We start from the raw sequence: 25,399 nt of genomic DNA, 5'->3' as shown, positions 1-25,399 counted from the left end.
CCATGCCCCGAAAACCTGTAGCGCGAGACGCTGTCCTGGACGCCTTCGAAGAACTCCTGATTGACGTGGGCGAAAGGGCAGCCACCTTGGAGGCGGTGGCCAAGCGGGCCGGTGTTTCCAAAGGCGGCCTGCTGTACCACTTTCCCAACAAGGACGCCCTGATCACCGCCACCCTGGAACGGCTGGACCGGCTCGCAGGGGAAGATTTCGCTGTCATGGCGGCCGCGCCGGAGGGGGCGGCGGCGTACTTCATCCGGTCCTCGCTCTGGTCTGACACCCCTATGGACCGTTCCTTTGTGGCCGCAACGCGCCTGGCTGAGGTAGCCCATGAAGATGCCCGGCGCCGCTTTGCCGCCATCCAGCAGCAATGGCTGGACCTCATCGGCAAGGACGTTGGCGCGCCGATGGCAAAAGCAGTGCTGTACATGGGGGACGGGCTGTACTTCAACGCCATGTGGGAAAGCGGGCCATCGGGAAACCCCGCTGACAGGCAGGCGGAGGTGGACGAACTCCTTGCCGCCGTCCACCGGCTGAGGGGTTAGCCGGTATTTGCTCCTGCGCCCGGGGCGTAGGAGAATTGGCCATGTGCGGGCCGTGACCGGCCGCAAGAAAAAACAAAATGAATAGCCTTTGATCTGCGGCGGGAGAGTTCTGCCGGAAGGTACTGGCAGGCGCCGTAGGAGCAATACCTCCCCAGGAATCTCACAGGCCCATGTACCGCCGCGGCGAGGCAACTCTGGAAAGCAGCAGGCTGTCCGCAGAGGCATCCGGAATTTGGATACCAGGACTGCTGTGCTCACCGACGGTGCAAGCGGGCAGGCGGAAGCCGGCGTCGCGGAAACTCTCAGGTCCAATACAGAGCGGGGAGGGACCCGAATCGATGCGGCATACCCTGACGCCGCCATAACCATGGAGTTCCTCGTGACTGTATCCTCGGCCTCCGCCACTGCCGCCACCGCAGGCCACGCTTCTTCAGCTGCGGCCGCCGCTTTCGTTGACCGGCACATCGGCGCCCGCCGGGAAGACGACGTCGCCACCATGCTCAAGGCCATTGGCTACGACACCGTGGACGCGCTGGTTGACACCGCCGTCCCCAAGGACATCCGGCAGGACACTGCACTGGAACTGGCAGGCGCGCTCAGCGAGGTGGAGGCGCTGGCTGAACTGCGAAGGCTCGCAGCCAAAAACAAGACCGCCGTGCAGATGATCGGCCAGGGGTACTACGACACCGTGACGCCCCCGGTGATCCGCCGCAACATCCTTGAGGGCCCGGCCTGGTACACCGCCTACACCCCCTACCAGCCCGAGATTTCCCAGGGCCGCCTGGAGGCGCTGCTGAACTTCCAGACCATGGTCCAGGACCTGGTGGGCCTGCCGATCGCGAACGCTTCCCTGCTGGACGAAGCAACCGCGGTGGCCGAGGCCGTCCTGATGATGCGCAGGGCAAATAAGAATACAGAAGCCCGCGACGGCAAGACGGTGTTGGATGCCGACTGCCTGCCGCAGACCATCGCCATCGTCAGGGGCCGCGCCGAGGCGCTGGGTTTTGAGGTTGAGGTCGCAGACCTCTCCAAGGGCCTGCCCGACGGCGTCATCAACGGTGTGGTGCTCCAGCAGCCCGGTGCTTCCGGCCGGGTCTTCGACCACACCGCCGTGATCGCCGACGCCAAGGAGCGCGGTGCCCTGGTGACAGTGGCGGCCGACCTGCTCGCCCTGACCCTCATCACGCCTCCGGGGGAGCAGGGCGCGGACATCGCCGTCGGCTCTGCCCAGCGCTTCGGCGTCCCGCTGTTCTACGGCGGACCGCACGCCGCCTACATGGCCGTGCAGAAAGGCCTGGAGCGTTCCATGCCCGGCCGCCTGGTGGGTGTTTCCAAGGATTCCGCCGGGGTTCCTGCCTACCGCCTGGCCCTGCAGACCCGCGAGCAGCATATCCGCCGCGAGAAGGCCACCTCCAACATCTGCACCGCCCAGGCGCTGCTGGCCATTGTGGCCTCGATGTACGCCGTCTACCACGGCCCGGAGGGACTGAAGGCGATCGCCCGGTCCGCCCACGCGCACGCCAGGATCCTCGCCGCTTCCCTTGAAGGCGCCGGCTTTGAGGTGCTGCACAGGAGCTTCTTCGACACCGTCACCGTCTCCGCGCCCGGCAAGGCTGCGGGCATCGTGGCTGCCGCCGAGGCCAAGGGCATCAACCTGCGCAGTATCGACGCGGACACGGTGGGCTTCTCCACCGATGAGACCACGACGCCGGATGTCGTCGACGGCGTCCTGGCCGCCTTCGGTGCCCCGCCGGCAGAGGTGACAGGAGCGTTTGTCCTGGACGCCGCCGTCGAGCGCTCCTCGGACTTCCTGCAGCATCCGGTGTTCAACACCTACCGCTCGGAGACGCAGCTGCTGCGTTACATCCGGAAGCTTTCAGACCGGGACCTGGCGCTGGACCGCACCATGATCCCGCTGGGCTCCTGCACCATGAAGCTGAACGCCACGGCCGAGATGGAAGCTATCTCCTGGCCGGAGTTCGCCTCCATCCACCCCTTTGCCCCGGACTCGCAGACCGAGGGCTGGCGTGAGCTGATATCCGGGCTCGAAGCGGATCTTGCGGAGATCACCGGATACGACCAGGTGTCCATCCAGCCGAACGCCGGCTCCCAGGGTGAGCTCGCGGGCCTGCTTGCCATCCGTGGCTACCACCACTCCCGTGGGGACCAGCAACGGAACGTCTGCCTGATCCCGGCGTCGGCCCACGGCACGAACGCGGCCTCCGCCGTCCTCGCGGGCATGAAGGTGGTGGTGGTCGCCACCGCGGCCGACGGCACCATTGACCACGCCGATCTGTACGCCAAGATCGAGGCCAACAAGGACGGGCTGTCCTGCATCATGATCACCTACCCGTCCACCCACGGTGTGTACGACGCCGACGTGCGCGAGGTCTGCGACGCCGTCCACGCCGCGGGCGGCCAGGTGTACGTCGACGGTGCCAACCTGAACGCTTTGGTTGGCCTCGCACAGCCGGGCAAGTTCGGCGGCGACGTCTCCCACCTGAACCTGCACAAGACCTTTTGCATCCCGCACGGCGGCGGGGGCCCCGGCGTCGGCCCGGTCGCTGCCAAGGCACACCTGGCACCGTTCATGCCCGGCAACGCGGCCACCTGGACTGAAGGGAAGGACGTCCCGGTCTCGGCCTCGAAGTACGGTTCCGCCGGCGTGCTGCCCATCTCCTGGGCCTACGTAAAGCTCATGGGCGGTCAGGGGCTCACCGAGGCCACCAAGTCCGCCCTGCTCGCCGCGAACTACATCGCCGCGCGCCTGGACGATTCCTTCCCGGTCCTGTATACGGGAGAAGGCGGGCTGGTGGCCCACGAGTGCATCCTGGACCTGCGCGAACTGACCGCAAGGACCGGTGTCACCGCCGAGGACGTGGCCAAGCGCCTCATCGACTACGGCTTCCACGCCCCCACCCTGGCGTTCCCGGTAGCAGGGACCCTGATGGTGGAACCCACCGAATCGGAGGACCTCGCGGAGATCGACCGGTTCATCGAGGCCATGATCACCATCCGCGCGGAGATCGACCAGGTGGCCGACGGCGACTTCGCTGTCACCGACAGCCCGCTGCGCAACGCTCCACACACCGCCGCGGCCGCCATCAGCAGCGACTGGAACCGTGCCTACCCGCGGGAGCAGGCGGTGTTCCCGGTCAAGTCGCTCCGGCAGGACAAGTACTTCCCGCCGGTGGGCCGCATCGACGGCGCAGCAGGGGACCGGAACCTTATCTGCTCCTGCCCGCCGCTGTCCGAGTTCGAGAACTGAGGACCGGCGCCATGACGGAGAAGTACACCGCGCTCTACGACGAGCACAAAAAACTGGGCGCGTCCTTCACGGACTTCGGCGGCTGGCAGATGCCCCTGAAATACAGCTCCGAACTCGCAGAACACCACGCCGTCCGCAAGAGCGCCGGCCTGTTCGACCTCTCCCACATGGGCGAGGTCTGGGTCACCGGCCCGGATGCCGCAGCGTTCCTTGATTACTCCCTGGTGGGGAAGATGTCCGCCATGGCTGTGGGCAAGGCCAAGTATTCGCTGATTTGCAACGAAGACGGCGGCATCATCGATGACCTCATCGTCTACCGGCGCCCCGAAGGCACCGGAAGCGACGGTACCAACGTCTTCCTGGTGGTGCCCAACGCAGGCAACGCCGCGGTAGTGGCCGCCGCCCTTGCCGAACGCGCCGCCGGCTTCGACGTCGTGGTTGACGATGCGTCCGCAGCCACCTCGCTGATAGCCGTCCAGGGCCCGAAGGCGCAGGAGCTGCTGCTCCGCCTCGTCCCCGCAGCGCACCACGCCCTGGTGACGGAACTGAAGTACTACGCTGCCGCTGAGGTTCCGCTCCTGGTGTCCGGTGCCGGGATGGATCTTCTGCTGGCCCGCACCGGCTACACCGGCGAGGACGGGTTCGAGATTTTTGTAGCGAACGACGACGCCCCCGGCCTTTGGCAGGCACTCCTCGCCATCGCGGAGGACGGGGAACTGACGCCGGCGGGCCTGGCCTCCCGCGACTCCCTCCGCCTGGAGGCGGGGATGCCGCTGTACGGCAACGAGCTGTCCCTGCAGAGTGACCCCTTCGCCGCCGGGCTGGGACCCGTCGTCGGGCTTTCCAAGGAAGGCAACTTTGTGGGCAAGGCAGCGCTGGCGGCCAAAAAGGAAGCCGGTGCGGGCACGACGTCCGGCCGCAGGCTGGTGGGGCTCAAAGGCCTGGGCCGGCGCGCCGGCCGGGCACACTACCCGGTCCTCAACGACGGCGCGGTCATTGGCGAAGTCACCTCCGGCCAGCCGTCACCCACCCTGGGATACCCCATCGCCCTGGCGTACGTCGACGTCACGTTCACCGAAGCCGGCACCGCCCTCGAGATTGACCTCCGAGGCAAGGCAGAGCCCTTCGAAGTCGTCAACCTCCCGTTCTATCGACGCCCCACGTAGGTTTCCGTGGTTACCTTGGCCCGCCGCCTTGGTGATGCCTTGGCCGCTCCACCCAACCCGATCACGCACGTTTTAGTTAGGAACCACCATGGCTGTCGGAGTCTTTGACCTTTTCTCGATTGGGCTCGGGCCGTCCAGTTCTCATACCGTGGGGCCGATGCGGGCTGCCGCCGTGTTCGCGGAGGAGCTCAAGGGCCTCGGCAAGCTGACGGAGGTGGCGTCGTTGCGGGTTGACCTGTATGGGTCGCTCGCGGCGACGGGCCATGGGCATGGGACGATGACGGCGATCCTGCTGGGGTTGGAGGGGTTCCATCCGGAGCTGATCCTGCCCGATGAGGTGGAGGAGCGGCTGGCGGCCATTGCAGAGACGGGGATGCTGCAGTTGGCTGGTGCGGTGGCCCTGCCGTATGGAGTGAAGGACATGGTGCTGCGGCCGTTGACGGTGCTGCCGCGGCATACCAACGGGATGACGTTCACCATTTTTGATGCGGAGGAACAGATCCTGCATACGGCGACGTTCTTTTCGGTGGGCGGCGGGTTCATTGTCCGGGAGGGTGAGGAGGACGCGGCCCGGCAGGAGCTGGAGGAGTCCAAGAAGGAGCTGCCGTTGCCGTTCCGGACCGCTGCGGAGCTGTTGGAGCATTGCCGGGAGACCGGCCTGGGTATCAGTGATGTGATGCGGGTGAACGAGGAGGACAGCCGGACTCCGGAGGAGATCCGGGCGGGGCTGCTGCACATCTACTCCGTCATGGAAGGTTGCGTAGCCACCAGCCTGAAGCGTGAAGGCGTGCTGCCCGGGGGGTTGAAGGTCCGCCGCCGGGCCCCTGACTGGTATGACCGGCTGAAGAAGGAAAGTGCCCGCCCGGCCGCGGATGGCCAGGACACCGAAGGCCAGGAGGGGGAGTTCCATGACCCGAAGTACTGGCAGGAGTGGGTGAACTTGATCGCCCTGGCGGTGAACGAGGAGAACGCCTCCGGCGGCCGGGTGGTCACCGCGCCTACGAACGGTGCGGCGGGGATCATCCCGGCGGTGCTGTACTACGCGCTGCATTTCGCGCCGGGGATGGAGAACGCCAGCCAGGAGGACCGTGAGGATGTGGTGGTGAAGTTCCTGCTGGCCGCCGGTGCTGTCGGGGTGCTGTACAAGGAGCAGGCCTCGATCTCGGGGGCCGAGGTGGGGTGCCAGGGGGAGGTGGGTTCGGCGTCGTCGATGGCCGCGGCGGGCCTGGCCGAGGTGATGGGTGGTACCCCGGCGCAGGTGGAGAACGCTGCCGAGATCGCGATGGAGCACAACCTGGGCCTGACGTGTGATCCGATCGGCGGGCTGGTGCAGGTGCCCTGCATTGAACGGAACGCGATCGCCGCCGCGAAGGCGATCAACGCGGCGAAAATGGCGCTCTGGGGTGACGGCTCCCACCGGGTGTCCCTGGATGAGGTCATTGTAACCATGCGCGAAACCGGCAAGGACATGAGCTCCAAATACAAGGAAACGGCCATGGGCGGACTCGCCGTCAACGTGGCCGTGTGTTGAGGCGCCGCGCCCTTACTGGACACCCGTTCCGTGGTATCGCTCCGCGTCAGTTGTGAAGCGCAGCCCACCAGTTGAGCGTTGCCGCGAACACCAGCCAGCTGATGTACGGCAGCAGGAGCAGCCCTGCGGCACGGCTGATCGGGCCGAAATACAGGACGGTCACCGATACCGCGGCGATGAGTGCAAGGATGACGATCAGCGCAAGCCATAGGGCAGCTGAACCGATGGCGGGGTAGAGACCAAAAAATACCGGAGTCCACGCCATGTTCAGTACGAGCTGGACTCCGTAGACCGTCAGTGCACGCCCGGTACCTGGCTCCTGCTTCCGCCAGACCAGCCAGGCCGCCACGGCCATCGCTGTGTAGAGGACGGTCCAGACCGGGCCGAAGACGCTGTTGGGCGGCGACCAGGGCGCCTTGTCGGCCGTGGCATACCAGCCGTTCACATTATTGAACGTGGCGAGGGAACCCAACCCTGCAACGAGGAACGACGCCGCCAGGAGGGCAAGCAAAGCCGCTGTCTGCCTGCCGGCCCCCGGCCGCCCGGTGTTCTTGTCCTGCGGATCCGCCAACTTTCCCCGATACGGTTGCATGGCCCAACCCTTGCCAACGCCGTTTCCGGAGTCAAGGTGGCACTGGCGGAGCAGCGCGCACCCCCGCTATCTGAAAAGTCCGGACCCGCCGGACTGGAATGCCGGAACGCCGCCAGGCTTTAGACTTGAGGCTGCATGTCCGCACGCAGCCACGAGTACAGAACCGCGCACAACCCTGATTGGACACGGCCCCCTTGCGAGAATTCACCGCACGTTTTGCCACCGCCGAGGAAATTGAAAACTGGGACAAGCACGTCACTGCCAACCCGAACGGCGGCAACATGCTGCAGTCGGCTGCGTATGCGTCGGTTAAGAACGGCACTGGCTGGAAGGTCCGGTTCCTGGTGCTGGAAAGCCCAGGCGCCGCCAGCTACAACCTGGTACTCGAGAAGCGGTTCCCGGTGCTGGGCCGCCTCTGGTACCTCATTAAAGGCCCCGACCTCGCGGCCCCCGGGGACCTGAAAGCGGCCCTCGCCGCCTGTGCCGGCTTTGCCCGAGCCAGGAAACTGAACGTGTTCACCATCAAGATCGAACCGGACATCATTGACTCAGCCGGTGCCCAGGCGCAGCTCGCTGAAGCAGGTCTGGTAAAAGCTCCCAACATCCAGTCCAACGACTCCACCGCCCTGCTGGACATCTCCGGCCCGGAAGAAGCCGTGTTCAAGGCCATCTCCTCCCGCGCCCGCAACGCCATCCGCCGCGCTGAGCGGGAAGGCTGCCAGGTGCTCCGAAAGGAACACGGCCCCGAAACCTACAGGGCGCTCTATGACCTCATGGCGGACACGGTCAGCGCCAAGGGGTCCATGCCGCTGCGCAGCTACGACTACTACGCCGCATTCTGGGACGAGTTCTGCAACCGCGGCCAGGGCAACTTCTTCTTCGTCTACGAGGACGGCAAACCCAGCGTGGGGGCCTTCGTTATCAACTACGGAGCCAAGGCCACCTACAAGGACGGCGGCTCAACCCAGAACCGCAAGCAGTACGGTGACTCCCACCTGGTCCAGTGGGCAGCCATCAAGCGCATGCAGGAACTTGGCTGCACAGAATACGACTTCTGCGGCACGCCCCCCTCAGCCCGCATCAAGGACAAGAGCCACAACCTCTACGGCATGGGGATGTTCAAAACCAGCTTTACCAAAACCGTCACGGATTTTGTCGGATGCCACGATTACGTTCTTGCTCCCCTGAAGCACCGCCTCTGGGTCAAGGGCGCCGAAAAAGTCTTCCGGCGGATCGAAACCGCGCGGACCGGCCAGCAGTTCTACTGACCTGAGACACCCGGGCCAACCGCTGCCCGCTCCATACCCGTCATAGCCCTGCGCCCTTCATGCCACGGCCGCACTACCGCGAATGAGGAAAATCCCTTGAATCCAGTTACCACCGGCACCGATCTTGAATTTGCCATCCTCAGCGACGCGGAGTTTGGGACTTTCGCCCTGAAACACCCGCAAAACAGCTTTCTGCAGTCCGTTGACTTTGCGGCTTTCCAGCGCGCCCGCGGCCAGCAGGTGGAGCTTTTCGGCATCCGCCGCAACGGCGAACTCGTAGCTGCCGGAAAACTGAATTACACCACCACCCGTCTTGGCTACACGGTGTGCGAATGCGCCAAGGGGCCGCTGATGGACTACACCGATGCCGACCTGGTGAGCGCCGTCGTCGGGCTGCTCCGTCAACGCGCGGCGGAACGTAAAGCCGCCGAACTGCGGATTTCACCCAACCTTAAATACATTGCCCGCGACGCGGACGGCGCCGAACACCCGGAGATCGAGGACAACCGCCCGCTGGTGGCCCGGCTTGCGGCGCTGGGATTCCAGCACCAGGGGCTGGACATGAATTTCGTCAACGTGAACTGGATGTTTGTGAAGAGCCTTGCCGGCGTCAGCGACGCCGAAGAACTCATCATGGGCACCAGCTACCGGACCCGCAAGGCCATCCGCAAAGCGGAGAAAAACGGCGTGTTCTTGGAGCAGGCAACCCTGGAAACCCTGGACGAGTTCTACGGTGCACTGAGTACGGCCGGGGACGAAAAGGGCTTTGTCTACCGCGAACGCGCCTACTACGAACACCTGCTCCGCACCACATCCGCTGAGTTCACAAAGCTCATGATGGCCAAGATCGACATCCCCGCCTACCGGAAATCCATCACGGAGCGGCTGGAAGCGGAATCGGCGACGGCAGCCGAACTGCGCCGCGAAGTGGAAGAGACCGGCAGCAAGAAAAAGGCCAACCGCCTCAAGGTGGTCCAGGACCTCGTTGACAGCTACGAACGGAGCCTGAAGGACATCGAGCGGTTCCCCGACTCCGTGGGAGTGGCCACCGTAGCCGCCATCCACTTTGTCTGCTACGGCGATGAGGTGGTCTGCGTTATCGGCGGCACCGTTCAGGACTACATTTACTTCAACGGCGCCACCTCCCTGTACTGGGGCATGATGCTCCACGCCCTGGAAAAGGGGTACCCGCGGTACAACTTCTACGGAACATTCGGCATCTCCGGCCAGGACGAGGAAGGCCACGGCGGGTACGAGTTTAAGAAAGGCTTCGGCGGAGAAGTGGTCCAGCTGGTGGGTGACTTCGTCACTCCGGTACGTCCCGCCGTCTTCCACGCCAACCGGCTGGCCCGTACCGCAGCCGCTGCTGCCCGCACCCTGCTGGGCAAGCTGCCCTTGAAGAAGCATTCCGCCTGAAATACCAACCACCGCACAACACCGCGAAGAGGCAACCTTGACTGACCGGCCCGAACGTCCCGGGCGCAGGCCGCACACGGACGGCCTGCCCAAAACAGAGCCGCTGACCCCTGCCCAGGTCCGGCAGAACGCCGCTGCCAAGAGGATGCTGCGGCGCCTGGTGCAGGGCGAAAACCCGCCCACCGCGCCCATGAGCATCGTGGACCGGCTCACGGGAAGCCCGTACGCCAACCCCATGATCCAGGTGGGCGGCGTTGACACCTCCGCCCGTAAAACCCTCGACTTCGCACTGCACCTGGCCGAAACCATGTTCCGGTACGGAGCCGGCGCGCTCGAAGTGGAAACCAGCATCATCGCCGTCACCGCGGCCCTGGGGCTGAAAAACATCGAAGTGGACATCACCAACCAGTCCGTGGGCATCAACTACGCGCCCAAGGACCAGACACCCATTGCGCTGCTGAGGGTGGTTCGTTCCTGGACCAACAACTATGCCGGCCTGGCCAAGGTGCATCAGCTCGTGACGGACATTGTGGCAGGGGGAGTGGGCCGTGATGAGGCAATCCGCCGGCTGGATGAGGCCATTACCAGCCCCAAACCCTTTCCCCGCTGGATGGTTACAGTGGCGTTCGGTACGTTCGCGGCTGCTTTCGTGGGGGTTCTGGGCGGCGGACCCGTCGCCTCGACCATCGCCTTCGCGGCCAACATCGCCATCAGCCTGCTGGCCCGCCAGCTGGGGAGGTGGCGCGTGCCCGACTTCTTCATCACGGCCAGCTGCTCCTTTGTGGTGACACAGCTGGCGCTGGTGCTGTGGCAGTTCGGCTTGACCTCGTCGCCGGCCATCGTGGTGGTGGGAGGCATCCTCCTGCTCCTGCCGACAGGACGCCTCGTTTCATCCGTGCAGGACGCCATTAATGGCTTCCCCGTGACAGCGGCCGGCAGGTTCCTCTCAACCCTGCTCACCTTCGGCGCCATCGTGGCAGGGATTGCTGTCGCTTTCGTGGTGGGCGAGCTGAGCGGGATGCAGCGCATTGACGTCACACAAACCTTTCCGCCCGCGTACGACCTGTGGGTCCTGGTCATTTTTGTGGCGGTGGCCGTGATGGCCATCGGCATCACCGAACAGACCACCTGGCAGCTCCTGTTGCCCACAGCAGCCGTGGGAGTGGCCGGCTATCTCGTGCTGCTTGCCGCCGGCCAGCTGGGCGTGGGTGACCGGTTTTCCCCTGCAATTGCAGCTGTGGTCATCGGCCTGCTGGCGCGTGTGGTGGCGTTGAGGATGGGGGCGCCGCAGCTGGTGGTTGCCGTGCCGGCAGCACTGATCCTGCTGCCCGGCCTCACCATTTTCCGGTCCATGTATGTACTCACCATCGAGGAAGCCGAGATCCTGCTCGGCGCCGGCGGGATGCTCAACGCCGGTGCCATTGTTCTGGGAACGGCCGGCGGCATTGTCCTCGGTGACACCCTTGCCCGCCCGCTCACAGGCAGCCTGGCAAGCAATGAGCGGCGGCGGGCCCGCCGCCGCTAGCCAGGCACCCTGAATCGGCCTAGATCTGTCCCACGGGGAGCTTTTTCTCCGCTTGGAAGACGTCCTCCACCCGGCCCTTGGCCCAGTAGCCGGAGAGCGACACCTGGCTGCGTTCCAGGCCGCGCTGGTCGAAGAGGACCCTCCGGAGGGCCTTCATGTAGCCGCGCTCGCCGTGGGCGAACACGTCCACCCGGCCCGCCGGCCACTCGGCGTTGGCCACGGCCTGCACCAGGAGGTCGCTGTCTCCTGCGGGGACACCGTTGCGGGGCAGCCAGTGGATTTTCACCCCGGCGGGCGTGGCGATCGGCTGGATGTCGGCGTCGGAATTCACCTCAAGGAACGCCAGGCCGGCGGCTTCCGGCAGCAGTGACTCCAGGCAGGCCGCAATCGCGGGCAGCGCGGCCTCGTCACCGGCAAAGAGGTACCAGTCGGCATCGGGCGCCGGGTTGTAGGCCCCACCGGGGCCGGTAAAGGTCAGGGAATCGCCGGGCTGTGCCCCCGCCGCCCACGGACCGGCCAGGCCCTCGTCACCGTGGACCACAAAGTCAATGGCCAGCTCGCGCGCCGCGGGGTCCACCCAGCGGAGGGTGTACGTGCGGGTGAAGGGCCATTGCTCCCGGGGCATGCTCTCGCGGATGCTCCAGAGATCCAGGGGTGAGGGATACTCCACGCCCGGCTGGGGAAAAACGATCTTGACGTACCGGTCCACGAAAGCGTTGTTGACGAAGTCCGCGAAGCCGTCCCCGCCGGCGACGATCCGGACCATGTGCGGGGAAAGCTCTTCCCGGCGCACCACGGTGAGGTTGACCTGTGGACGGCTCTTCTTGCTGGCGCTGGTAGCGGCGGGAATGGTGCTCATAAGGCAAGCCTAAGCTAAGGCGCCGGGGGGAGCTCCCAGGTTACGCCAGGGGCGCCTTGTCCACTCAGGAGTTCGTTGACGCGGCTGAAGGGCCGGGACCCAAAAAAACCGCGGGATGCAGAGAGCGGACTGGGGTGCGCGCTCGCAACGGCGGGAGCCCCGTCCAGGAGAGGGCGGACACTTTCGGCATCCTTTCCCCACAGCACCGCGACCAGAGGCAGCCTGGACCCGTCATGGTTCCGCCGCTGGGCGACGGCGGAGACTGCCGCCGTCGTGATCTTCTCCCAGCCTTTGCCGCGGTGGGAACCGGCCGATCCCGCCCGCACGGTCATCACGCGGTTCAGGAGCAAAACGCCCTGGCCGGTCCAGGCGGAAAGGTCGCCGTGGACCCGGGCAGGCAATCCGAGATCCGCTTCCAGCTCGCGGTAAATGTTCGCCAGGCTCCTGGGAATGGGCCGCGTCTGCGGATCCACGGAGAAGGACAAGCCCACCGCGTGCCCGGGCGTCGGGTAGGGATCCTGGCCCACAATCAGGACCTTTACGCGGGCGAGGGGTTGCCGGAAGGCCCGCAGGACGTTCGACGGCGCCGGCAGCACCTGGTGCCCGGCTGCCACTTCGTCCGCGAGGAAGGCGAGCACGCCCCGGAGTTCGTTCTCCACCCCCGAGAGGGCGGCGGCCCAGTCGGGCGCCATGAGCTCCTCCAGGGGAAGTTCCGCCAGCCCCGCAAAACCGGGGCCCTGGGCCGGTTCCTGCCCCAGCCCGAACAAGGCATCTGATTCAACCACCGTCCCATTCTTGCAGGGCAACCGGCGGCTGGGTCCGGCCGGGCCTTCCCCGGCCGCAAATGACAACACTGTTATTCGTCCGTAGCATGGGGGTCAGACATTTACGTAACCAGCTTAGGAGTGTGCCGTGGCGGAACCAGCTCGGGAGCAGTTGCCGGAGCCGGAACCCCGGCAGTCCCTCCTGGCCGGCTTCACGCTTCGTGACTCACCGTTGAGCGAGCGTGACCAGCAGATGCTTGCCCTGGAACGGCAGTGGTGGAAGTACGCCGGCGCCAAGGAACAAGCCATCCGGGAGCTGTTCGATCTCTCCGCAACGCACTATTACCAGCTGCTCAATGCCTTGATTGACACCGAGGATGCCCTGGCCCACGACCCCATGCTGGTCAAGCGATTGCGTAGACTACGTACATCGCGTCACCGTGCACGGACTGCACGGCGCCTGGGGTCCGACGCGTAAAACGCTCGAGCTGAGCCACCAGCAGCAATCACCAAGGATATCTCCATGACCAAATACGCCCGCGATGAATTCGACAAGGTCCCGGAGGCTGCTTCGCGACAAGGTGTCCACCGCACGGCTTCCGCTCCCTCACGGGTGCGGCTCTGGCCGGTACTCGCCGTGGGCGTCGCCGCTTTGGCGATTGGATTGGTGTCCTTCCTGATCCTTCCCAAGCTCGGCTTCAGCACCCCGGACAACCAGGCCTCCGCAAGCCAGGAGGCGGCTCCGCTGGCCACCACAGGTTCCGCCGCTACGGCCACCCCCGATGCGTCTCCCGAACCCACTGCCGAACAAGCCGCTGCAGCCTCCACAGAGCCTGAAGCCAGCGCAGAGGCCGAGCCGGAGCCGGCCCGGCCAACGTCGGCTCCCGCGTTCATCGACAAGACTCAAAGCGTGGCAATCTACAACGCTGCCGGAACGGCTGGACTTGCCGGCCGGGTCGGTGGAACAGTCCAGGCGGACGGCTGGACGCTGGGACAGGTGGGCAACTGGTCGGGATCACCACAGCAGGCCTCCGTCATCTTCTACCAGGGAGCAGAACAGTTGCCCAGCGCCCAGGCACTGGGGGCTCTTCTCGGCATTCCCACGGTGGTCAACAGCACCGAGTTCCAGATGCCCCTGGTTGTGGTGCTTGGTCCCGGCTACCGGTGACTCCCTGACAGCCTCCGTCCCGCTTCCGGCAGTTACGCCTCAATAACTTCCGCCCAGCTGCCGCGGAACACCCCGCCGCCCCGGCAAGGTCTTCGCTAGAGTGACTCCAGTGATCGTTTGGGGCACCCGGACGGGCCGCACAGATGCAGGACACAAAAGGAAAAGAGTGGTCAGCATGGCACAGGGAACCGTCAAATGGTTCAACGCCGAAAAGGGTTACGGCTTCATCACCGTTGACGGCTCCGGCGATGACGTCTTTGTCCACTGGTCCGCGATCCAGGGTGAAGGCTACCGCGCGCTGGACGAGGGCCAGCGGGTGGAGCTCGAAGTGGGCGAAGGCGAGAAGGGCCCGCAGGCGGAAAGCGTCCGGCCGGCCGGGTGAAAGCTGTCAACCCGCGCCCTGCAACCCTCCGCCGGGCGCTTTCTTTGGCTACGGTCTGCTCTGCCATTGTTCTGACCGCCTGTTCCGGGGTTCCCGGCAATGCACGGGTCGAGGCCGCAGAGGCTTCCGGGGACGGTACCCTTCGCGTGGGACTGATCCTGGACAACACGGGCCAAAGCGGCTTCCTGAATGCACCGCAACTTGCGGCGGCCAAACTCGCCGTGCAGGAAATCAATGCGGCCGGCGGCCACAAGGGCAGGCCGGTGGAACTTCTTCCCCCAATCACGGGGCAAGCTGTGGCAGAACAGGCCCAGGCGTTGACGGCCGCGAAGGCGGACGTCGTCATCGGCCCCACCGACTCAACCAACGCGGCAGCGGCGATGGACGTCCTCTCCCGCTCCCGCACTCCGCTGATCTCGCCCGCCAACACTGCCGCCGGTCTCAGCAGCATCAGCAGCGGCGGCTACTACTTCCGGACTGCAGCGGCCGACGTCGCCCAGGGCCCGGTCCTGGTGAAGCTGGCCAAGGACGCCGGCGCCACGTCACTTGCAGTGCTGTACCAGGAAGGCTCCTACGGCAAGGACCTGTCGGACTTCGTCGCCGCCTCTGCCGGACAGGCCGGTGTCGAAGTGCGGTCCACCGCCGGCTTTGACCCGGGCGACGCGGGCAGCGCGGCCGAGGCTGCGGCGAAGGCTGGACCGGGCGCCGTGATTCTCATAGCCCGCGACGGTGCCCAGGGCGCCCTGGCGGAACTGGCCAATTCAGCTGTTCACGGGAAGCAACTCATCCTAAGCGACGGCGCCTTCGCGCGCTATGGCTCCGGAGTGGCCGCGGGGTACCTGGAGGGCGCCCGAGCCGTAATTCCCGGACAGCTTCCGGACGCCGACTTCCAGGCACGGCTCCTGGCGGTGGACGCGGGCCTGAAGGACGTGTCTTTCGCCGCCGAGGCCTATGACGCTGTTGCCCTTGCTGCCCTGGCCGCAGCGAGGGCCCAGGACGATGCCGGCAGGTCAATTGCCGCGAACCTGATCTCTGTTTCGGGAGGATCCGCGGAAGGGGCAGCGGCGGCCGGGGCAGCGGGGTCCTGCTTGTCCTACAAGGACTGCCTGGCACGTCTGAAGTCGGGGCAGGAGGCCAATTACGACGGCGAGTCAGGACCGATTGCCTTCGACGCCAACGGGGACATCACCTCGGCCACCTTCTCCGTCTTCACTTACGGTGCCGACAACCTCCCGTCGGTGAGCGGCCTTGAGACGGCGGGGCGGGCTTCGGACTGAACCCGCCGCTACGGGCCTGCCACGACGTTTTCCGTTCCCTTTCGCTTGCACTCTCACTTAGGGAGTGCTAATTATTGAGTTAGCACTCTGACGTACCGACTGCTAAGCGAAGCTGGTTCCGGCCGGCGGCGCACTGTACCGGTCGTGGAGCGAAGAAACACCTAACTGGAGTGAGATCCGTACCCGGAGGCATACAGAGGCCAACGGCCAAGGATCGTCCGTCGCGGGCACTGCAGCGAAGGTTAAATCTTAACGACTGTCCCGAAAGGACTACTGCCGTTATGGCCAAGATCATTGCATTTGATGAAGAGGCACGCCGCGGCCTTGAGCGGGGCCTGAACACCCTCGCCGACGCCGTTAAGGTCACCCTCGGCCCGCGTGGACGCAACGTCGTCCTCGAGAAGAAGTGGGGCGCCCCCACGATCACCAACGATGGTGTTTCCATCGCCAAGGAGATCGAACTGGACGACCCCTACGAGAAGATCGGCGCCGAGCTGGTCAAGGAAGTTGCCAAGAAGACTGACGACGTCGCGGGCGACGGCACCACCACGGCTACCGTGCTGGCACAGGCACTGGTGAAGGAAGGCCTGCGCAACGTTGCTGCCGGTGCCGACCCGCTGTCCCTGAAGCGCGGCATTGAGAAGGCCGTCGAGGCCGTCACAGCCGAGCTGCTGAACTCCGCCAAGGAAATCGAAACCAAGGAAGAGATCGCCGCTACTGCGTCGATCTCCGCCGGTGACGACGAAATCGGTGCCCTGATCGCCGAGGCCCTGGACAAGGTGGGCAAGGAAGGCGTCATCACGGTCGAGGAGTCCAACACCTTCGGCCTTGAGCTCGAGCTCACTGAAGGCATGCGCTTCGACAAGGGCTACATCTCCGCGTACTTCGTGACTGACACTGAGCGCCAGGAAACGGTCCTCGAGGATCCCTACATCCTGATCGTCAACTCCAAGATCTCCAACGTCAAGGAACTGGTTGCTGTCCTCGAAAAGGTCATGCAGTCCAACAAGCCGCTGCTGATCATCGCCGAGGACATCGAGGGCGAGGCCCTGGCCACCCTGATCGTCAACAAGATCCGCGGCACCTTCAAGTCCGTCGCCGTCAAGGCTCCGGGCTTCGGCGACCGCCGCAAGGCGCAGCTTGCCGACATTGCCGTCCTCACCGGCGGCCAGGTCATCGCCGAGGAAGTTGGCCTCAAGCTCGAAACCGCCGGCCTGGAACTCCTGGGCAAGGCACGCAAGGTTGTTGTCACCAAGGACGAGACCACCATCGTCGAAGGTGCCGGCGACGCCGACCAGATCGCCGGCCGCGTGTCCCAGATCCGCGCCGAGATCGAAAACTCCGATTCGGACTACGACCGCGAGAAGCTGCAGGAGCGCCTGGCCAAGCTGGCCGGCGGCGTGGCAGTCATCAAGGCCGGTGCCGCAACCGAAGTTGAGCTCAAGGAGCGCAAGCACCGCATCGAAGACGCAGTGCGCAACGCAAAGGCCGCTGTTGAGGAAGGTATCGTCGCCGGCGGCGGCGTGGCCCTCATCCAGGCCGGTGCCAAGGCATTCGCCAACCTGCAGCTCTCCGGCGATGAGGCAACCGGTGCCAACATCGTCCGCGTTGCCATCGATGCTCCGCTGAAGCAGATTGCCTTCAACGCCGGCCTCGAGCCGGGTGTTGTCGTCGACAAGGTCCGCGGACTGCCTGCCGGCCACGGCCTGAACGCCGCAACCGGCGAATACGTCGACCTGCTGGCTGCCGGTGTGAACGACCCCGTCAAGGTAACCCGCTCTGCCCTGCAGAACGCGGCTTCCATTGCCGGCCTCTTCCTCACCACCGAGGCAGTTGTGGCTGACAAGCCGGAGAAGAACCCCGCTCCGGTTGGCGGCGGCGACGACATGGGCGGCATGGGCGGCTTCTAAGCCTCCTGCGCCGGGCTTGTCCCGTAGACACACAAATGCGGCCCCTCTTCCGAGGGGCCGCATTTGTGTGTTCCGGCTTTTACTACTTCCTGGCGCCGGCAAGCATTCCTTCAACTTCCTTCCTGAAGGCTTCCGCGGCTGCCTTCGGAGTGAGGCGGTCGTAGAGGACTTCGTCCGTGTACCGCTTGATGACGTTCTGCACACTGCCGGCGCCCACCGGGGGAACGGGCGGAGCTTCCTTCATGTCAGGCGCGATGTCCTTCAGGAAGCCCACCACGGTAGTGTCCGCAGGCTTCAGGGAGGGCGTAATGCTGTCAACGATCTCAGGGTTGGTGGGCACGCCGCGGTCCGTCATCAGGATCGCTCCGGCTTCAGGGCTGTTGGCCAGGTAGTTGATGAAGGTGGCGGCGGCTTCCGGGTGCTTGGACCGTGACGAAGCTGACCAGAACATGGTGGGCTTGTAGTACATGCCGTTGCCTGCCGAGGAGCCGTCGTTGCTCGGTGCCCGGAGCATTTTGATGCTGCTGCCGGTGGTTGCCTCCAGGGAGCCGAGCTGGTTGGTCCACCACCATGCCATACCCACCCGGTTGGTGCCGAAGAGGCTTTCTTCAAGTCCAGCTCCGGAGTCTTCGGTGGCAACGGTGGCCGGCGGGCTCGCCTTCGAATCACGCTGTTCCTTCAGGCGCTCCCAGAATGACGCGGCCGTTGCCGTGTCGAAGTCCAGCTTGCCGTCCTCCGAGTAGAGGTTCTCGCCGTGCTGGCGCAGCCATATAATCAGGTCCGCTTCGTTGCTGCCATATGCCGCCCCATAGTTCTTGCCGTCTCCCGCGGCGCTGATCTTTGACGCTGTCTCAATGAATTCGTCCCACGTCCACTTGGTGTCGTCCGGAAGAGGCACATTGGCCGCCTCGAACACCTTCGTGTTGGCCATGACGACGTAGGCGTTCTGGCCGGTGCTCAGGCCGTACTGGGCGTCGTCATACTGGCCGGACGCCAATGCTTCCTTGTCCAGTTTGGATGTATCGATGCCGTCCTGCTTGGACAGATCCAGCAGGGCGCCGCGTCCGCCGTATTCAGCGATGTACTTCTGATCCATCTGGATGACATCCGGGGCATCATTTGCCGCTGTCTTGGTGGCGAGCTTGTCCCAGTAGCTGGCCCACTCGCCGGGTTCTGATTCGATCTTGATGTTGGGGTGTTCCGCTTCGAAGGCATCGATGACCTTTTCGGTCTGCGCATTGAGGTACTCGTTGCCCCACCAGGCAAACCGCAGCGTCACTTCCTCATTGCTGCTGGAAGTGGCGGACGTGCCACATCCGGTTGCGAGGAGCGAGAGGGCAACGGCTGCCGCGCCGAGCTGGAACCTTCTCCGGCTAACGGTTGGAATCGTCATTGATGGGCCTTCCTTGTTCTGATGATCCGCTTTCCCGGCGTTCCGGACAGCAACAGCGCCACCCGGTGAGAAAGCGTTTTCTCGATTGTCATCCGATTGTGCCGGGACTTCACTGCTTGAGTCAATAGATATCGGTAAACGCTTTCCTGGCCCCTTCGAAGGCGCCATCCCGGAGCCCGGCGACGGCACCTGTGCGTTGGTTCCGGCGGATCGCTCTATCCGCATCCGCCGTTGTCGTTGGCTTCTGGCAGGATGGACCGGTGACGATTACTGCAGCGGCCGACGGTTCGGCTTTGGGAAACCCGGGCCCGGCCGGCTGGGCCTGGTACGTGAACGACGACTGCTGGCGGGCCGGTGGGTGGCCCCACGGCACCAACAACCAGGGCGAGCTCATGGCCGTCCTGGATCTGCTGCGGGCAACGGCGCACCTTCGCCACGAGGACCTGCACATCCTTTGCGACAGCCAGTACGTCATCAACTCGATTACCAAGTGGATGCCCGGCTGGAAGCGAAAGGGCTGGCGGAAGGCAGACGGGAAGCCGGTGCTGAATGTCGATCTGCTCAAGGAGCTGGACCGGGAACTCGCCGGACGGAAGTACAGGTTCGAGTGGGTTAAGGGGCATGCCGGGCATGACCTGAACGAAGCCGCCGATGAGCGGGCCCGGGCAGCCGCCACCGCCTACCAGCAGGGCGTAGCAGCCCGCTCGGGGCCGGGATTTCCCGGCGCCCACCACACGGCAGCGGGCAAAGCCCCTGCCGCTGTTGACGCCGCAGCAGCGACCTTCGGCGATTTTGACCTCTTCAGCCAGCAGGACGCCGCTCCGCAACGCGCTCTTCACCAGGACACCTCTCAGCAACGCGCTCTTCACCAGGACGCCTCCCAGCAACGCGCTCCTCAGCAGGATGCCGCGTGGCGGGACATTGCCCGGCAAGGCGCTGCCCGGGAAGAACCTGCCGAGGAAAACTCTGCCCGGGAGGATTTTACCCAGCTGGACTTTGCCCAGCTCGACGGCGCTTTCGACCTCGCCAACGCAGGCGGGGCGAAAACGGCGGCGCCTGAAGCGCTGGTGGAAGAGCTGGAGCGGGAACTGCTCGGACCCCTGGTGCGCGGCGATATTGGCAGGACAGCGGTCCTGCTGCATCCTGATTTTCTGGAGATTGGCAGCTCGGGCAGGGTCTGGACGCGGGATGCCATGATGATGGCACTCGAAGAAGACCCGGGGGAGCGGACCGACATCGAAATCCTCGGTGCGGACCGCATCGGCAGCACCGCTGTGCTGCTGACGTACCGAAGTTACGCGCGCTCCGGCACCATCCTCAGAAGCTCACTCTGGGTACTGGACGGTGGCCGATGGCGGCTGCGGTTCCATCAGGGCACCCCCGAAGCCTAGGAACTGGCCGGGTTAACTGAACCGCTGGGTGTTTCCCTGCTCCGCCTGGGCGTAGGTGGCCGCAGCGGACGAGAGAGCCATGTTAATCGAGGCCAGTGAGGCCTCCACTCTTCCCTGCGTGATGGTCCACTCCGTGATGAGTGCTTGAAAGTTGGTGGCGGCGGAGCCGCGCCAACTGCCTTGGAGCTCGTCAAGCCCCCGCTTCATGGCCTGGACGTCAGCGCTGATCCGGTCCACTGTCGCCTGGACGGTGGCGGACTTGAGCTGGAGCAGTTCTGTATCGACGGAAATGATGCTCATGGCGTTGCCTTTCGCTGAAGCGGGCAGCGTCTGCTCCCGCGCCCGGGCTGTCCGGGCCACATTGACGAGCCTACGAAAGCGGTTTGCCAGCCGGCATGACCGGGACTCTATATGTGGATAACGCGTCCGTCGCTGCCCTTGGGGCCGTTGCCGGCAGCCTTGGGAAATGAACCGAGGCTCTCCACGCGGGTAGTGTCCGCGGACCGGTTCCCCGCTGCATCATCGCGGTGCGGGAGGGTGACCACAAGTGTTGCGCCCCCGCCGGCGGTGTCTTCCACGCGCACGGAGCCGCCGTGGGAGCCCACGATGGCGGCCACAATTGCCAGCCCCAGCCCGCTGCCGCCGGTCTCCCGTGTCCGGGAGGTGTCCGCCCGGTAGAAGCGTTCAAAAACCTTTGACGCGTCCGCCTCAAAAATACCGGGCCCGTGGTCGCGGACTTCAATGACTGAGCGGAGCTTCCCGTCCGCCTGGGGGCGGACACCAACCGCCAGTTCGATCGGGCTGTCCTCGGGGGTGTAACGCAGGGCGTTGCCTACCAGGTTGCCTACCACCTGGCGGAGTTTGGCTTCGTCGCCGAGCGCGGGCGCCGGAGCTGCCGGACCGCCGTCGAGTCCTATAAGCGATATGACCCGGGACCGGGCGCTGGCCTGCGTGTCCACTACCGCATCGTGGGCAATCAGCTGGAGGTCAACCGGCTTTTGCTGCAACGGGCGCTGCTCATCAAGGCGGGCCAGCAGCAGCAGGTCCTCCACCATGGAGCCCATCCTCTTGGCTTCGCTTTCGATCCTGCCCATGGCGGTGGCCACGTCCTCGTCGGTGGCCAAAGCCCCGTGCCGGTACAGCTCGGAGAAGCCCCTGATGGTTACCAACGGGGTCCGCAGTTCGTGCGAGGCGTCGGCCGCGAAACGCCGCATCCTCGCCTCCGACGCCGTGCGCGCGGAAAAGGCGGTTTCAATATGGGCAAGCATGGAATTGAGGGAGCTGCTGAGCCGGCCGAGCTCCGTGCTGGGGTTTTCCACTTCCACACGACGGGACAGATCCCCGGCGGCGATGGCGGCGGCGGTCTTTTCCACCCGGGCAAGCGGCCGGAAGGCCCGCGATACAGTCCAGCTGGCGATCAGGGACGCCAGCAGCAGGGTCAGCAGGCCCACGCCCAGGACAACCAGGGTGGCGTGCCTCAGGACGTCGTCAACGGTTTCCAGCGGCAGTCCGATGACCACTACCGCCGTGGTCTGGTCGTTCTGTACCGTCACCGCGATGACCCGCCAGTTCTGGCCGTCCGTGCCCCTCACCTGGAAGGGGGCTTCGCCATGCGCCTGGGCCTGTTCCACACTCATTGAGCTGATGTCCGGTCCGGTGTCCGGTTCTGCGCCGAACGGGAAGGGCTCTTCACCGGGCACGAACAGGATCAGCGCATAGTCGGTGGGAACTGCAGGGTTACTGGGTGCCCGCAACTGGAAAAAGGACTGTTGCCGGTCCGCCAAATCAACGGCTGCATACAGTTTGGCGTCCACCTGGTCCTGAAGGTAGCTGTGGAGCAGGGTCAGGGTGCCTGCCCCGGTCACCGTGAGGGCGACGGTGAGCAGGGCCATGATCATGGCCACCAGTTGTGTCCTGAGTGAAGCCGACTTCCACCGCTGCTGCAAGGTCAGCGCTTTTCTGCCGTCCGGAGCACGTATCCGACACCCCGCTTGGTCTGGATCAGGGCAGGAGCTTCAGGGTCGATGTCCACTTTCCGGCGGAGGTAGGAGATGTAGGACTCAACGATGGAGGCATCGCCGTTGAAGTTGTACTCCCACACATGGTCCAGGATCTGCGACTTTGACAGCACCCGGTTGGGGTTGAGCATGAGGTAGCGGAGCAGCTTGAACTCCGTAGGGGACAGCTCGATGACTGTGCCTCCGCGCCGGACTTCGTGGGCGTCGTCGTCCAGTTCCAGGTCATCGACCCGTATCACGGCGTCATCGTCGAGCTGGGGCTGGGTCCGGCGCAGGACGGCGCGGATGCGGGCGACCACTTCATCAAGACTGAAGGGCTTGGTGACGTAGTCGTCCCCGCCGACAGTAAGGCCTGTGACCTTGTCTTCCGTGTCGTCCCTGGCCGTCAGGAACAGAACGGGGAAATGCTTGCCGGAAGCCCTGAGCCGGCGTGTGACGGTGAAACCGTCCATGTCCGGGAGCATCACATCCAGGACGGCGAGATCCGGGGCGTGCACGTCGGCAGCGGCAAGGGCGTCGCGGCCGTTTGCGGCCGACACGACGTCGAAGCCGGCGAACCGCAGGGATGTCGAAAGCAACTCGCGGATGTTGGGTTCATCATCCACTACCAGGAGCTTCGCTTCAGGGCCGTTCTTGTTCATATTCCCATCATGCTCCCAGACGCTGGGAGTTGTCTGGATAGTCCTTGGGAGCCAGGTGGGGAAGCACGCGTTGCCGCCTACCAGCCCAGGGTTCCGGGTCCGCCCTTGAAGGGTCCCACTATCCGTGTGGTTATCCAGCCGCCGTAAAAGCCTCCGGATTGCCCGCGGACAACCTCACCGTCGACCTCGCAACGGTCCATCTTGGCGGGATAGACGGCAACGTGATCCAGGAGCGCGGCATATGCGGCAACAGGCTGAGGATAGAACCAGGCTGATCTTTCCCGGACCTGCCCGCCTCCGCGCACGGTAAGGTATCCCGCTGTGCCCTTAAACTCGCAGAAGCTGCTTCCTGGCGCGGGCTCCAGAGCGCCCGGGCAGAACTCAGACCGGGGCAGGTAATAGACCGGAGGGTGGCTGGTCTCCAGAACACGGAGCGAGTCCGTGGTGTCCAGAATCAGTTCACCACCCAGAACGATCCGGATCCGTTCCCTGCTTGGCTCCACGCGCGGCGGGCGGGGATAGTCCCATACTGACTCCTGGCCCGGCAGGGGAATGACCGGCTTTCCTTCAAAGTGCATGCCTCCAGTGTGCGCCCCATCATCGCCGGCCGCACTGGAGAGCCTTCGCGAAGGAAGCCGTCTATTCGGCCGTTTCCACGTCCTTGGCGTCCATGATGCGGTAGGCATAACCCTGCTCGGCGAGGAACCGCTGGCGTTTGGCCGCGAAGTCCTGGTCCAGGGTGTCCCGTGCAACCAGGGAGTAGAACCGGGCGGCCCGGCCGTCCTTCTTGGGCCGCAGCAGCCTGCCCAGCCGCTGTGCCTCCTCCTGCCTGGACCCGAACGAACCGGAAACCTGGATTGCCACTGAGGCTTCCGGCAGGTCGATGGAGAAGTTGGCCACTTTGGACACCACGAGCGTCTGGATCTCGCCTGCACGGAAGGCATCAAAAAGTTTCTGGCGGACCTTCACGGACGTGTCACCCTTGATCACCGGCGCGTTCAGGCGCACGCCAAGATCGTCGAGCTGGTCAATGTACTGGCCTATGACCAGCAGTTGCTCCCCGGCGTGCCGGGCAACGAGCTGCTCCACCACCAGGGTCTTGGATTCCGAGGTGGCGCAAAGCCGGTACTTGTCCGCGTCCTCGGCCATGGCATAAGCCACCCGCTCGTCCCGGGGCAGGTCCACACGCACCTCAACACAATCTGCAGGGGCGATGTAGCCCTGGGACTCGATGTCCTTCCAGGGCGCGTCGTAGCGCTTCGGTCCAATCAGGCTGAAGACCTCGCCCTCGCGGCCGTCTTCCCGCACCAGGGTCGCAGTGAGGCCCAGGCGCCGCCTCGCCTGCAGGTCCGCCGTCATCCGGAAGATCGGGGCGGGCAGCAGATGGACCTCGTCGTAGATGATCAGGCCCCAGTCGTGTCCGTCCACAAGCTCCAGGTGCGGGTACAGACCCCCGCGCTTCATGGTGAGGACCTGGTAGGTGGCTATGGTCACCGGCCGGACTTCCTTCAACGCCCCCGAGTACTCGCCGATCTCGTCCTCTGTGAGGGATGTGCGCCTGAGCAGCTCGTCCTTCCACTGCCGGGCAGCCACGGTGTTGGTGACCAGGATCAGGGTGGTGGTGGAGCCGGTGGCCATCGCCGCTGCGCCCACCAGGGTCTTGCCGGCACCACACGGCAGCACTACAACCCCGCTGCCTCCGGCCCAAAAGTTGTCGCTTGCCATCTGCTGGTACGGCCGCAGCTTCCAGCCGTCCTCATTCAGCGCAATCAGGTGCGGGGTGCCGTCAACGTAGCCGGCCAGATCCTCCGCCGGCCACCCGATCTTGAGCAGGAGCTGCTTGAGTTGCCCGCGCTGGGACGCGTGCACCACGACAGTTTCGCCGTCGATGCGCGGTCCCAGCAACGGTTGGATCTTCTTGGAGCGGATGACTTCCTCCAGGACCGGATAATCGTCCGTCCGCATGACCAGCCCGTGCTGTAAGTCCTTTTCCAGCCGCAGCCGGCCGTACCTGGACATGGTTTCCTCGACGTCGATCAGCAGCGAGTGCGGTACAGGGAACCGGGAGTACTTCAGGAGGGTGTCCAGGACCTTCTCGGCGTCCAGCCCTGCCGCGCGGGCATTCCACAGGCCCAAAGGGGTCAGCCGGTAGCTGTGGATGTGCTCGGGGGCACGCTCCAGTTCCGCGAACGGCGCGATGGCGTGCCGGGCTTCGGTGGCGAGCTCGTGGTCCACCTCAAGGAGGATGGTTTTGTCGCTCTGGACTATCAGGGGTCCGTCGTTCACGC

22 protein-coding genes and 1 riboswitch are annotated in these 25,399 nt (G+C 65.0%); of the genes, 13 read left to right on the top strand and 9 right to left on the bottom strand.

Annotation, left to right across the window (positions count from 1 at the left end; translation table 11 throughout):
• The first annotated feature begins 2 nt into the window (after positions 1-2).
• The 4 genes from AC5RT4_RS14560 to AC5RT4_RS14545 all read left to right on the top strand — a co-directional run bounded on the left by AC5RT4_RS14560 (position 3) and on the right by AC5RT4_RS14545 (position 6,507).
• A complete protein-coding gene (locus AC5RT4_RS14560) occupies positions 3-542 on the top strand; it encodes a TetR/AcrR family transcriptional regulator (RefSeq protein WP_494042554.1) in 540 nt (179 codons plus the stop codon).
• A gap of 89 nt (positions 543-631) precedes the next feature.
• Positions 632-730: riboswitch (glycine riboswitch) on the top strand.
• A 179-nt stretch (positions 731-909) separates the two neighbouring features.
• Complete coding sequence (gene gcvP / locus AC5RT4_RS14555; protein WP_494106213.1) at positions 910-3,810, top strand: aminomethyl-transferring glycine dehydrogenase; 2,901 nt, start codon at positions 910-912, stop codon at positions 3,808-3,810.
• 11 nt (positions 3,811-3,821) lie between these two features.
• Positions 3,822-4,976: a glycine cleavage system aminomethyltransferase GcvT gene (gene gcvT, locus AC5RT4_RS14550; protein WP_494106197.1), complete on the top strand. Its 1,155-nt coding sequence runs from the start codon at positions 3,822-3,824 to the stop codon at positions 4,974-4,976.
• Between the two features lie 88 nt (positions 4,977-5,064).
• Positions 5,065-6,507, top strand: coding sequence for an L-serine ammonia-lyase (locus tag AC5RT4_RS14545; protein ID WP_494106196.1), 1,443 nt, complete (start codon positions 5,065-5,067; stop codon positions 6,505-6,507).
• A gap of 46 nt (positions 6,508-6,553) precedes the next feature.
• Here AC5RT4_RS14545 and AC5RT4_RS14540 read toward each other — a convergent pair whose 3' ends face one another.
• A complete protein-coding gene (locus tag AC5RT4_RS14540) occupies positions 6,554-7,099 on the bottom strand; it encodes a TspO/MBR family protein (RefSeq protein ID WP_494106195.1) in 546 nt (181 codons plus the stop codon).
• Positions 7,100-7,293: 194 nt separating this feature from the next.
• Between AC5RT4_RS14540 and AC5RT4_RS14535 the strand changes: the two genes are divergently transcribed.
• The 3 genes from AC5RT4_RS14535 to AC5RT4_RS14525 all read left to right on the top strand — a co-directional run bounded on the left by AC5RT4_RS14535 (position 7,294) and on the right by AC5RT4_RS14525 (position 11,308).
• The gene (locus AC5RT4_RS14535) at positions 7,294-8,367 is read left to right on the top strand and encodes a lipid II:glycine glycyltransferase FemX (protein WP_494041323.1); all 1,074 of its coding nucleotides are present in this window, start codon (positions 7,294-7,296) and stop codon (positions 8,365-8,367) included.
• A 96-nt stretch (positions 8,368-8,463) separates the two neighbouring features.
• Complete coding sequence (locus tag AC5RT4_RS14530) at positions 8,464-9,783, top strand: peptidoglycan bridge formation glycyltransferase FemA/FemB family protein (RefSeq protein ID WP_494041322.1); 1,320 nt, start codon at positions 8,464-8,466, stop codon at positions 9,781-9,783.
• A 37-nt stretch (positions 9,784-9,820) separates the two neighbouring features.
• Positions 9,821-11,308 carry a threonine/serine exporter family protein gene (locus tag AC5RT4_RS14525; protein WP_494041321.1) on the top strand — a complete coding sequence of 496 codons (1,488 nt, stop codon included), beginning with the start codon at positions 9,821-9,823 and terminating at the stop codon, positions 11,306-11,308.
• A 19-nt stretch (positions 11,309-11,327) separates the two neighbouring features.
• Here the strand turns inward: AC5RT4_RS14525 and AC5RT4_RS14520 are convergent, their stop codons facing one another.
• On the bottom strand, positions 11,328-12,167 hold the full coding sequence (locus AC5RT4_RS14520; RefSeq protein WP_494106194.1) for a siderophore-interacting protein: 840 nt from the start codon (positions 12,165-12,167) through the stop codon (positions 11,328-11,330).
• 14 nt (positions 12,168-12,181) lie between these two features.
• The gene (locus tag AC5RT4_RS14515; protein ID WP_494106193.1) at positions 12,182-12,952 is read right to left on the bottom strand and encodes a uracil-DNA glycosylase; all 771 of its coding nucleotides are present in this window, start codon (positions 12,950-12,952) and stop codon (positions 12,182-12,184) included.
• 127 nt (positions 12,953-13,079) lie between these two features.
• On the opposite strand from AC5RT4_RS14515, the gene AC5RT4_RS14510 reads away from it, so the two are divergent.
• The 5 genes from AC5RT4_RS14510 (at position 13,080) to groL (ending at position 17,668) form a co-directional block, all read left to right on the top strand.
• Positions 13,080-13,409 carry a DUF3263 domain-containing protein gene (locus tag AC5RT4_RS14510; protein WP_494041318.1) on the top strand — a complete coding sequence of 110 codons (330 nt, stop codon included), beginning with the start codon at positions 13,080-13,082 and terminating at the stop codon, positions 13,407-13,409.
• Positions 13,410-13,454: 45 nt separating this feature from the next.
• Positions 13,455-14,099, top strand: a complete 645-nt coding sequence (locus AC5RT4_RS14505; protein ID WP_494041317.1) for a LytR C-terminal domain-containing protein — start codon at positions 13,455-13,457, stop codon at positions 14,097-14,099.
• Positions 14,100-14,274: 175 nt separating this feature from the next.
• Positions 14,275-14,481 (top strand): cold-shock protein, encoded by a 207-nt coding sequence (locus AC5RT4_RS14500; RefSeq protein ID WP_494041316.1) that lies wholly within the window; start codon positions 14,275-14,277, stop codon positions 14,479-14,481.
• Positions 14,478-15,758, top strand: coding sequence for an ABC transporter substrate-binding protein (locus tag AC5RT4_RS14495; protein ID WP_494106192.1), 1,281 nt, complete (start codon positions 14,478-14,480; stop codon positions 15,756-15,758). The genes AC5RT4_RS14500 and AC5RT4_RS14495 overlap by 4 nt, the downstream gene beginning before the upstream one ends.
• A gap of 281 nt (positions 15,759-16,039) precedes the next feature.
• Positions 16,040-17,668: a chaperonin GroEL gene (gene groL / locus AC5RT4_RS14490; protein WP_494041314.1), complete on the top strand. Its 1,629-nt coding sequence runs from the start codon at positions 16,040-16,042 to the stop codon at positions 17,666-17,668.
• A gap of 82 nt (positions 17,669-17,750) precedes the next feature.
• On the opposite strand, the gene AC5RT4_RS14485 is transcribed toward groL, so the two are convergent.
• Complete coding sequence (locus tag AC5RT4_RS14485; RefSeq protein WP_494106191.1) at positions 17,751-19,061, bottom strand: ABC transporter substrate-binding protein; 1,311 nt, start codon at positions 19,059-19,061, stop codon at positions 17,751-17,753.
• A gap of 260 nt (positions 19,062-19,321) precedes the next feature.
• Here AC5RT4_RS14485 and AC5RT4_RS14480 point away from each other — a divergent pair, with 260 nt between their 5' ends.
• A complete protein-coding gene (locus tag AC5RT4_RS14480) occupies positions 19,322-20,452 on the top strand; it encodes an RNase H family protein (protein WP_494041312.1) in 1,131 nt (376 codons plus the stop codon).
• Positions 20,453-20,464: 12 nt separating this feature from the next.
• Here the strand turns inward: AC5RT4_RS14480 and AC5RT4_RS14475 are convergent, their stop codons facing one another.
• From AC5RT4_RS14475 to AC5RT4_RS14455, 5 genes are all read right to left on the bottom strand, one after another.
• Positions 20,465-20,752 (bottom strand): WXG100 family type VII secretion target, encoded by a 288-nt coding sequence (locus tag AC5RT4_RS14475; RefSeq protein WP_494041355.1) that lies wholly within the window; start codon positions 20,750-20,752, stop codon positions 20,465-20,467.
• 107 nt (positions 20,753-20,859) lie between these two features.
• On the bottom strand, positions 20,860-22,350 hold the full coding sequence (locus AC5RT4_RS14470; protein ID WP_494106212.1) for a sensor histidine kinase: 1,491 nt from the start codon (positions 22,348-22,350) through the stop codon (positions 20,860-20,862).
• Between the two features lie 50 nt (positions 22,351-22,400).
• On the bottom strand, positions 22,401-23,111 hold the full coding sequence (locus AC5RT4_RS14465) for a response regulator transcription factor (RefSeq protein WP_494041311.1): 711 nt from the start codon (positions 23,109-23,111) through the stop codon (positions 22,401-22,403).
• 77 nt (positions 23,112-23,188) lie between these two features.
• Positions 23,189-23,689: a DUF427 domain-containing protein gene (locus tag AC5RT4_RS14460; protein WP_494106190.1), complete on the bottom strand. Its 501-nt coding sequence runs from the start codon at positions 23,687-23,689 to the stop codon at positions 23,189-23,191.
• 61 nt (positions 23,690-23,750) lie between these two features.
• A complete protein-coding gene (locus AC5RT4_RS14455) occupies positions 23,751-25,397 on the bottom strand; it encodes a DNA repair helicase XPB (RefSeq protein WP_494106189.1) in 1,647 nt (548 codons plus the stop codon).
• Positions 25,398-25,399 lie beyond the last annotated feature (2 nt).

This window comes from Arthrobacter sp. sptzw42 (assembly GCF_059089685.1).
Note: the sequence above shows the minus strand (reverse complement) of the source record. Positions and strands in the feature narration are given on the sequence as shown.

Excerpts from the sequence above, each read along its gene's own strand:
- AC5RT4_RS14560 (WP_494042554.1), top strand. The coding sequence starts at position 3 with ATGCCCCGAAAACCTGTAGCGCGAGACGCTGTCCTGGACGCCTTCGAA.
- gcvP (WP_494106213.1), top strand. The coding sequence starts at position 910 with ATGGAGTTCCTCGTGACTGTATCCTCGGCCTCCGCCACTGCCGCCACC.
- gcvT (WP_494106197.1), top strand. The coding sequence starts at position 3,822 with ATGACGGAGAAGTACACCGCGCTCTACGACGAGCACAAAAAACTGGGC.
- AC5RT4_RS14545 (WP_494106196.1), top strand. The coding sequence starts at position 5,065 with ATGGCTGTCGGAGTCTTTGACCTTTTCTCGATTGGGCTCGGGCCGTCC.
- AC5RT4_RS14540 (WP_494106195.1), bottom strand. The coding sequence starts at position 7,099 with ATGCAACCGTATCGGGGAAAGTTGGCGGATCCGCAGGACAAGAACACC.
- AC5RT4_RS14520 (WP_494106194.1), bottom strand. The coding sequence starts at position 12,167 with ATGAGCACCATTCCCGCCGCTACCAGCGCCAGCAAGAAGAGCCGTCCA.
- AC5RT4_RS14505 (WP_494041317.1), top strand. The coding sequence starts at position 13,455 with ATGACCAAATACGCCCGCGATGAATTCGACAAGGTCCCGGAGGCTGCT.
- AC5RT4_RS14500 (WP_494041316.1), top strand. The coding sequence starts at position 14,275 with ATGGCACAGGGAACCGTCAAATGGTTCAACGCCGAAAAGGGTTACGGC.
- groL (WP_494041314.1), top strand. The coding sequence starts at position 16,040 with ATGGCCAAGATCATTGCATTTGATGAAGAGGCACGCCGCGGCCTTGAG.
- AC5RT4_RS14485 (WP_494106191.1), bottom strand. The coding sequence starts at position 19,061 with ATGACGATTCCAACCGTTAGCCGGAGAAGGTTCCAGCTCGGCGCGGCA.
- AC5RT4_RS14475 (WP_494041355.1), bottom strand. The coding sequence starts at position 20,752 with ATGAGCATCATTTCCGTCGATACAGAACTGCTCCAGCTCAAGTCCGCC.
- AC5RT4_RS14470 (WP_494106212.1), bottom strand. The coding sequence starts at position 22,350 with ATGATCATGGCCCTGCTCACCGTCGCCCTCACGGTGACCGGGGCAGGC.
- AC5RT4_RS14465 (WP_494041311.1), bottom strand. The coding sequence starts at position 23,111 with ATGAACAAGAACGGCCCTGAAGCGAAGCTCCTGGTAGTGGATGATGAA.
- AC5RT4_RS14460 (WP_494106190.1), bottom strand. The coding sequence starts at position 23,689 with ATGCACTTTGAAGGAAAGCCGGTCATTCCCCTGCCGGGCCAGGAGTCA.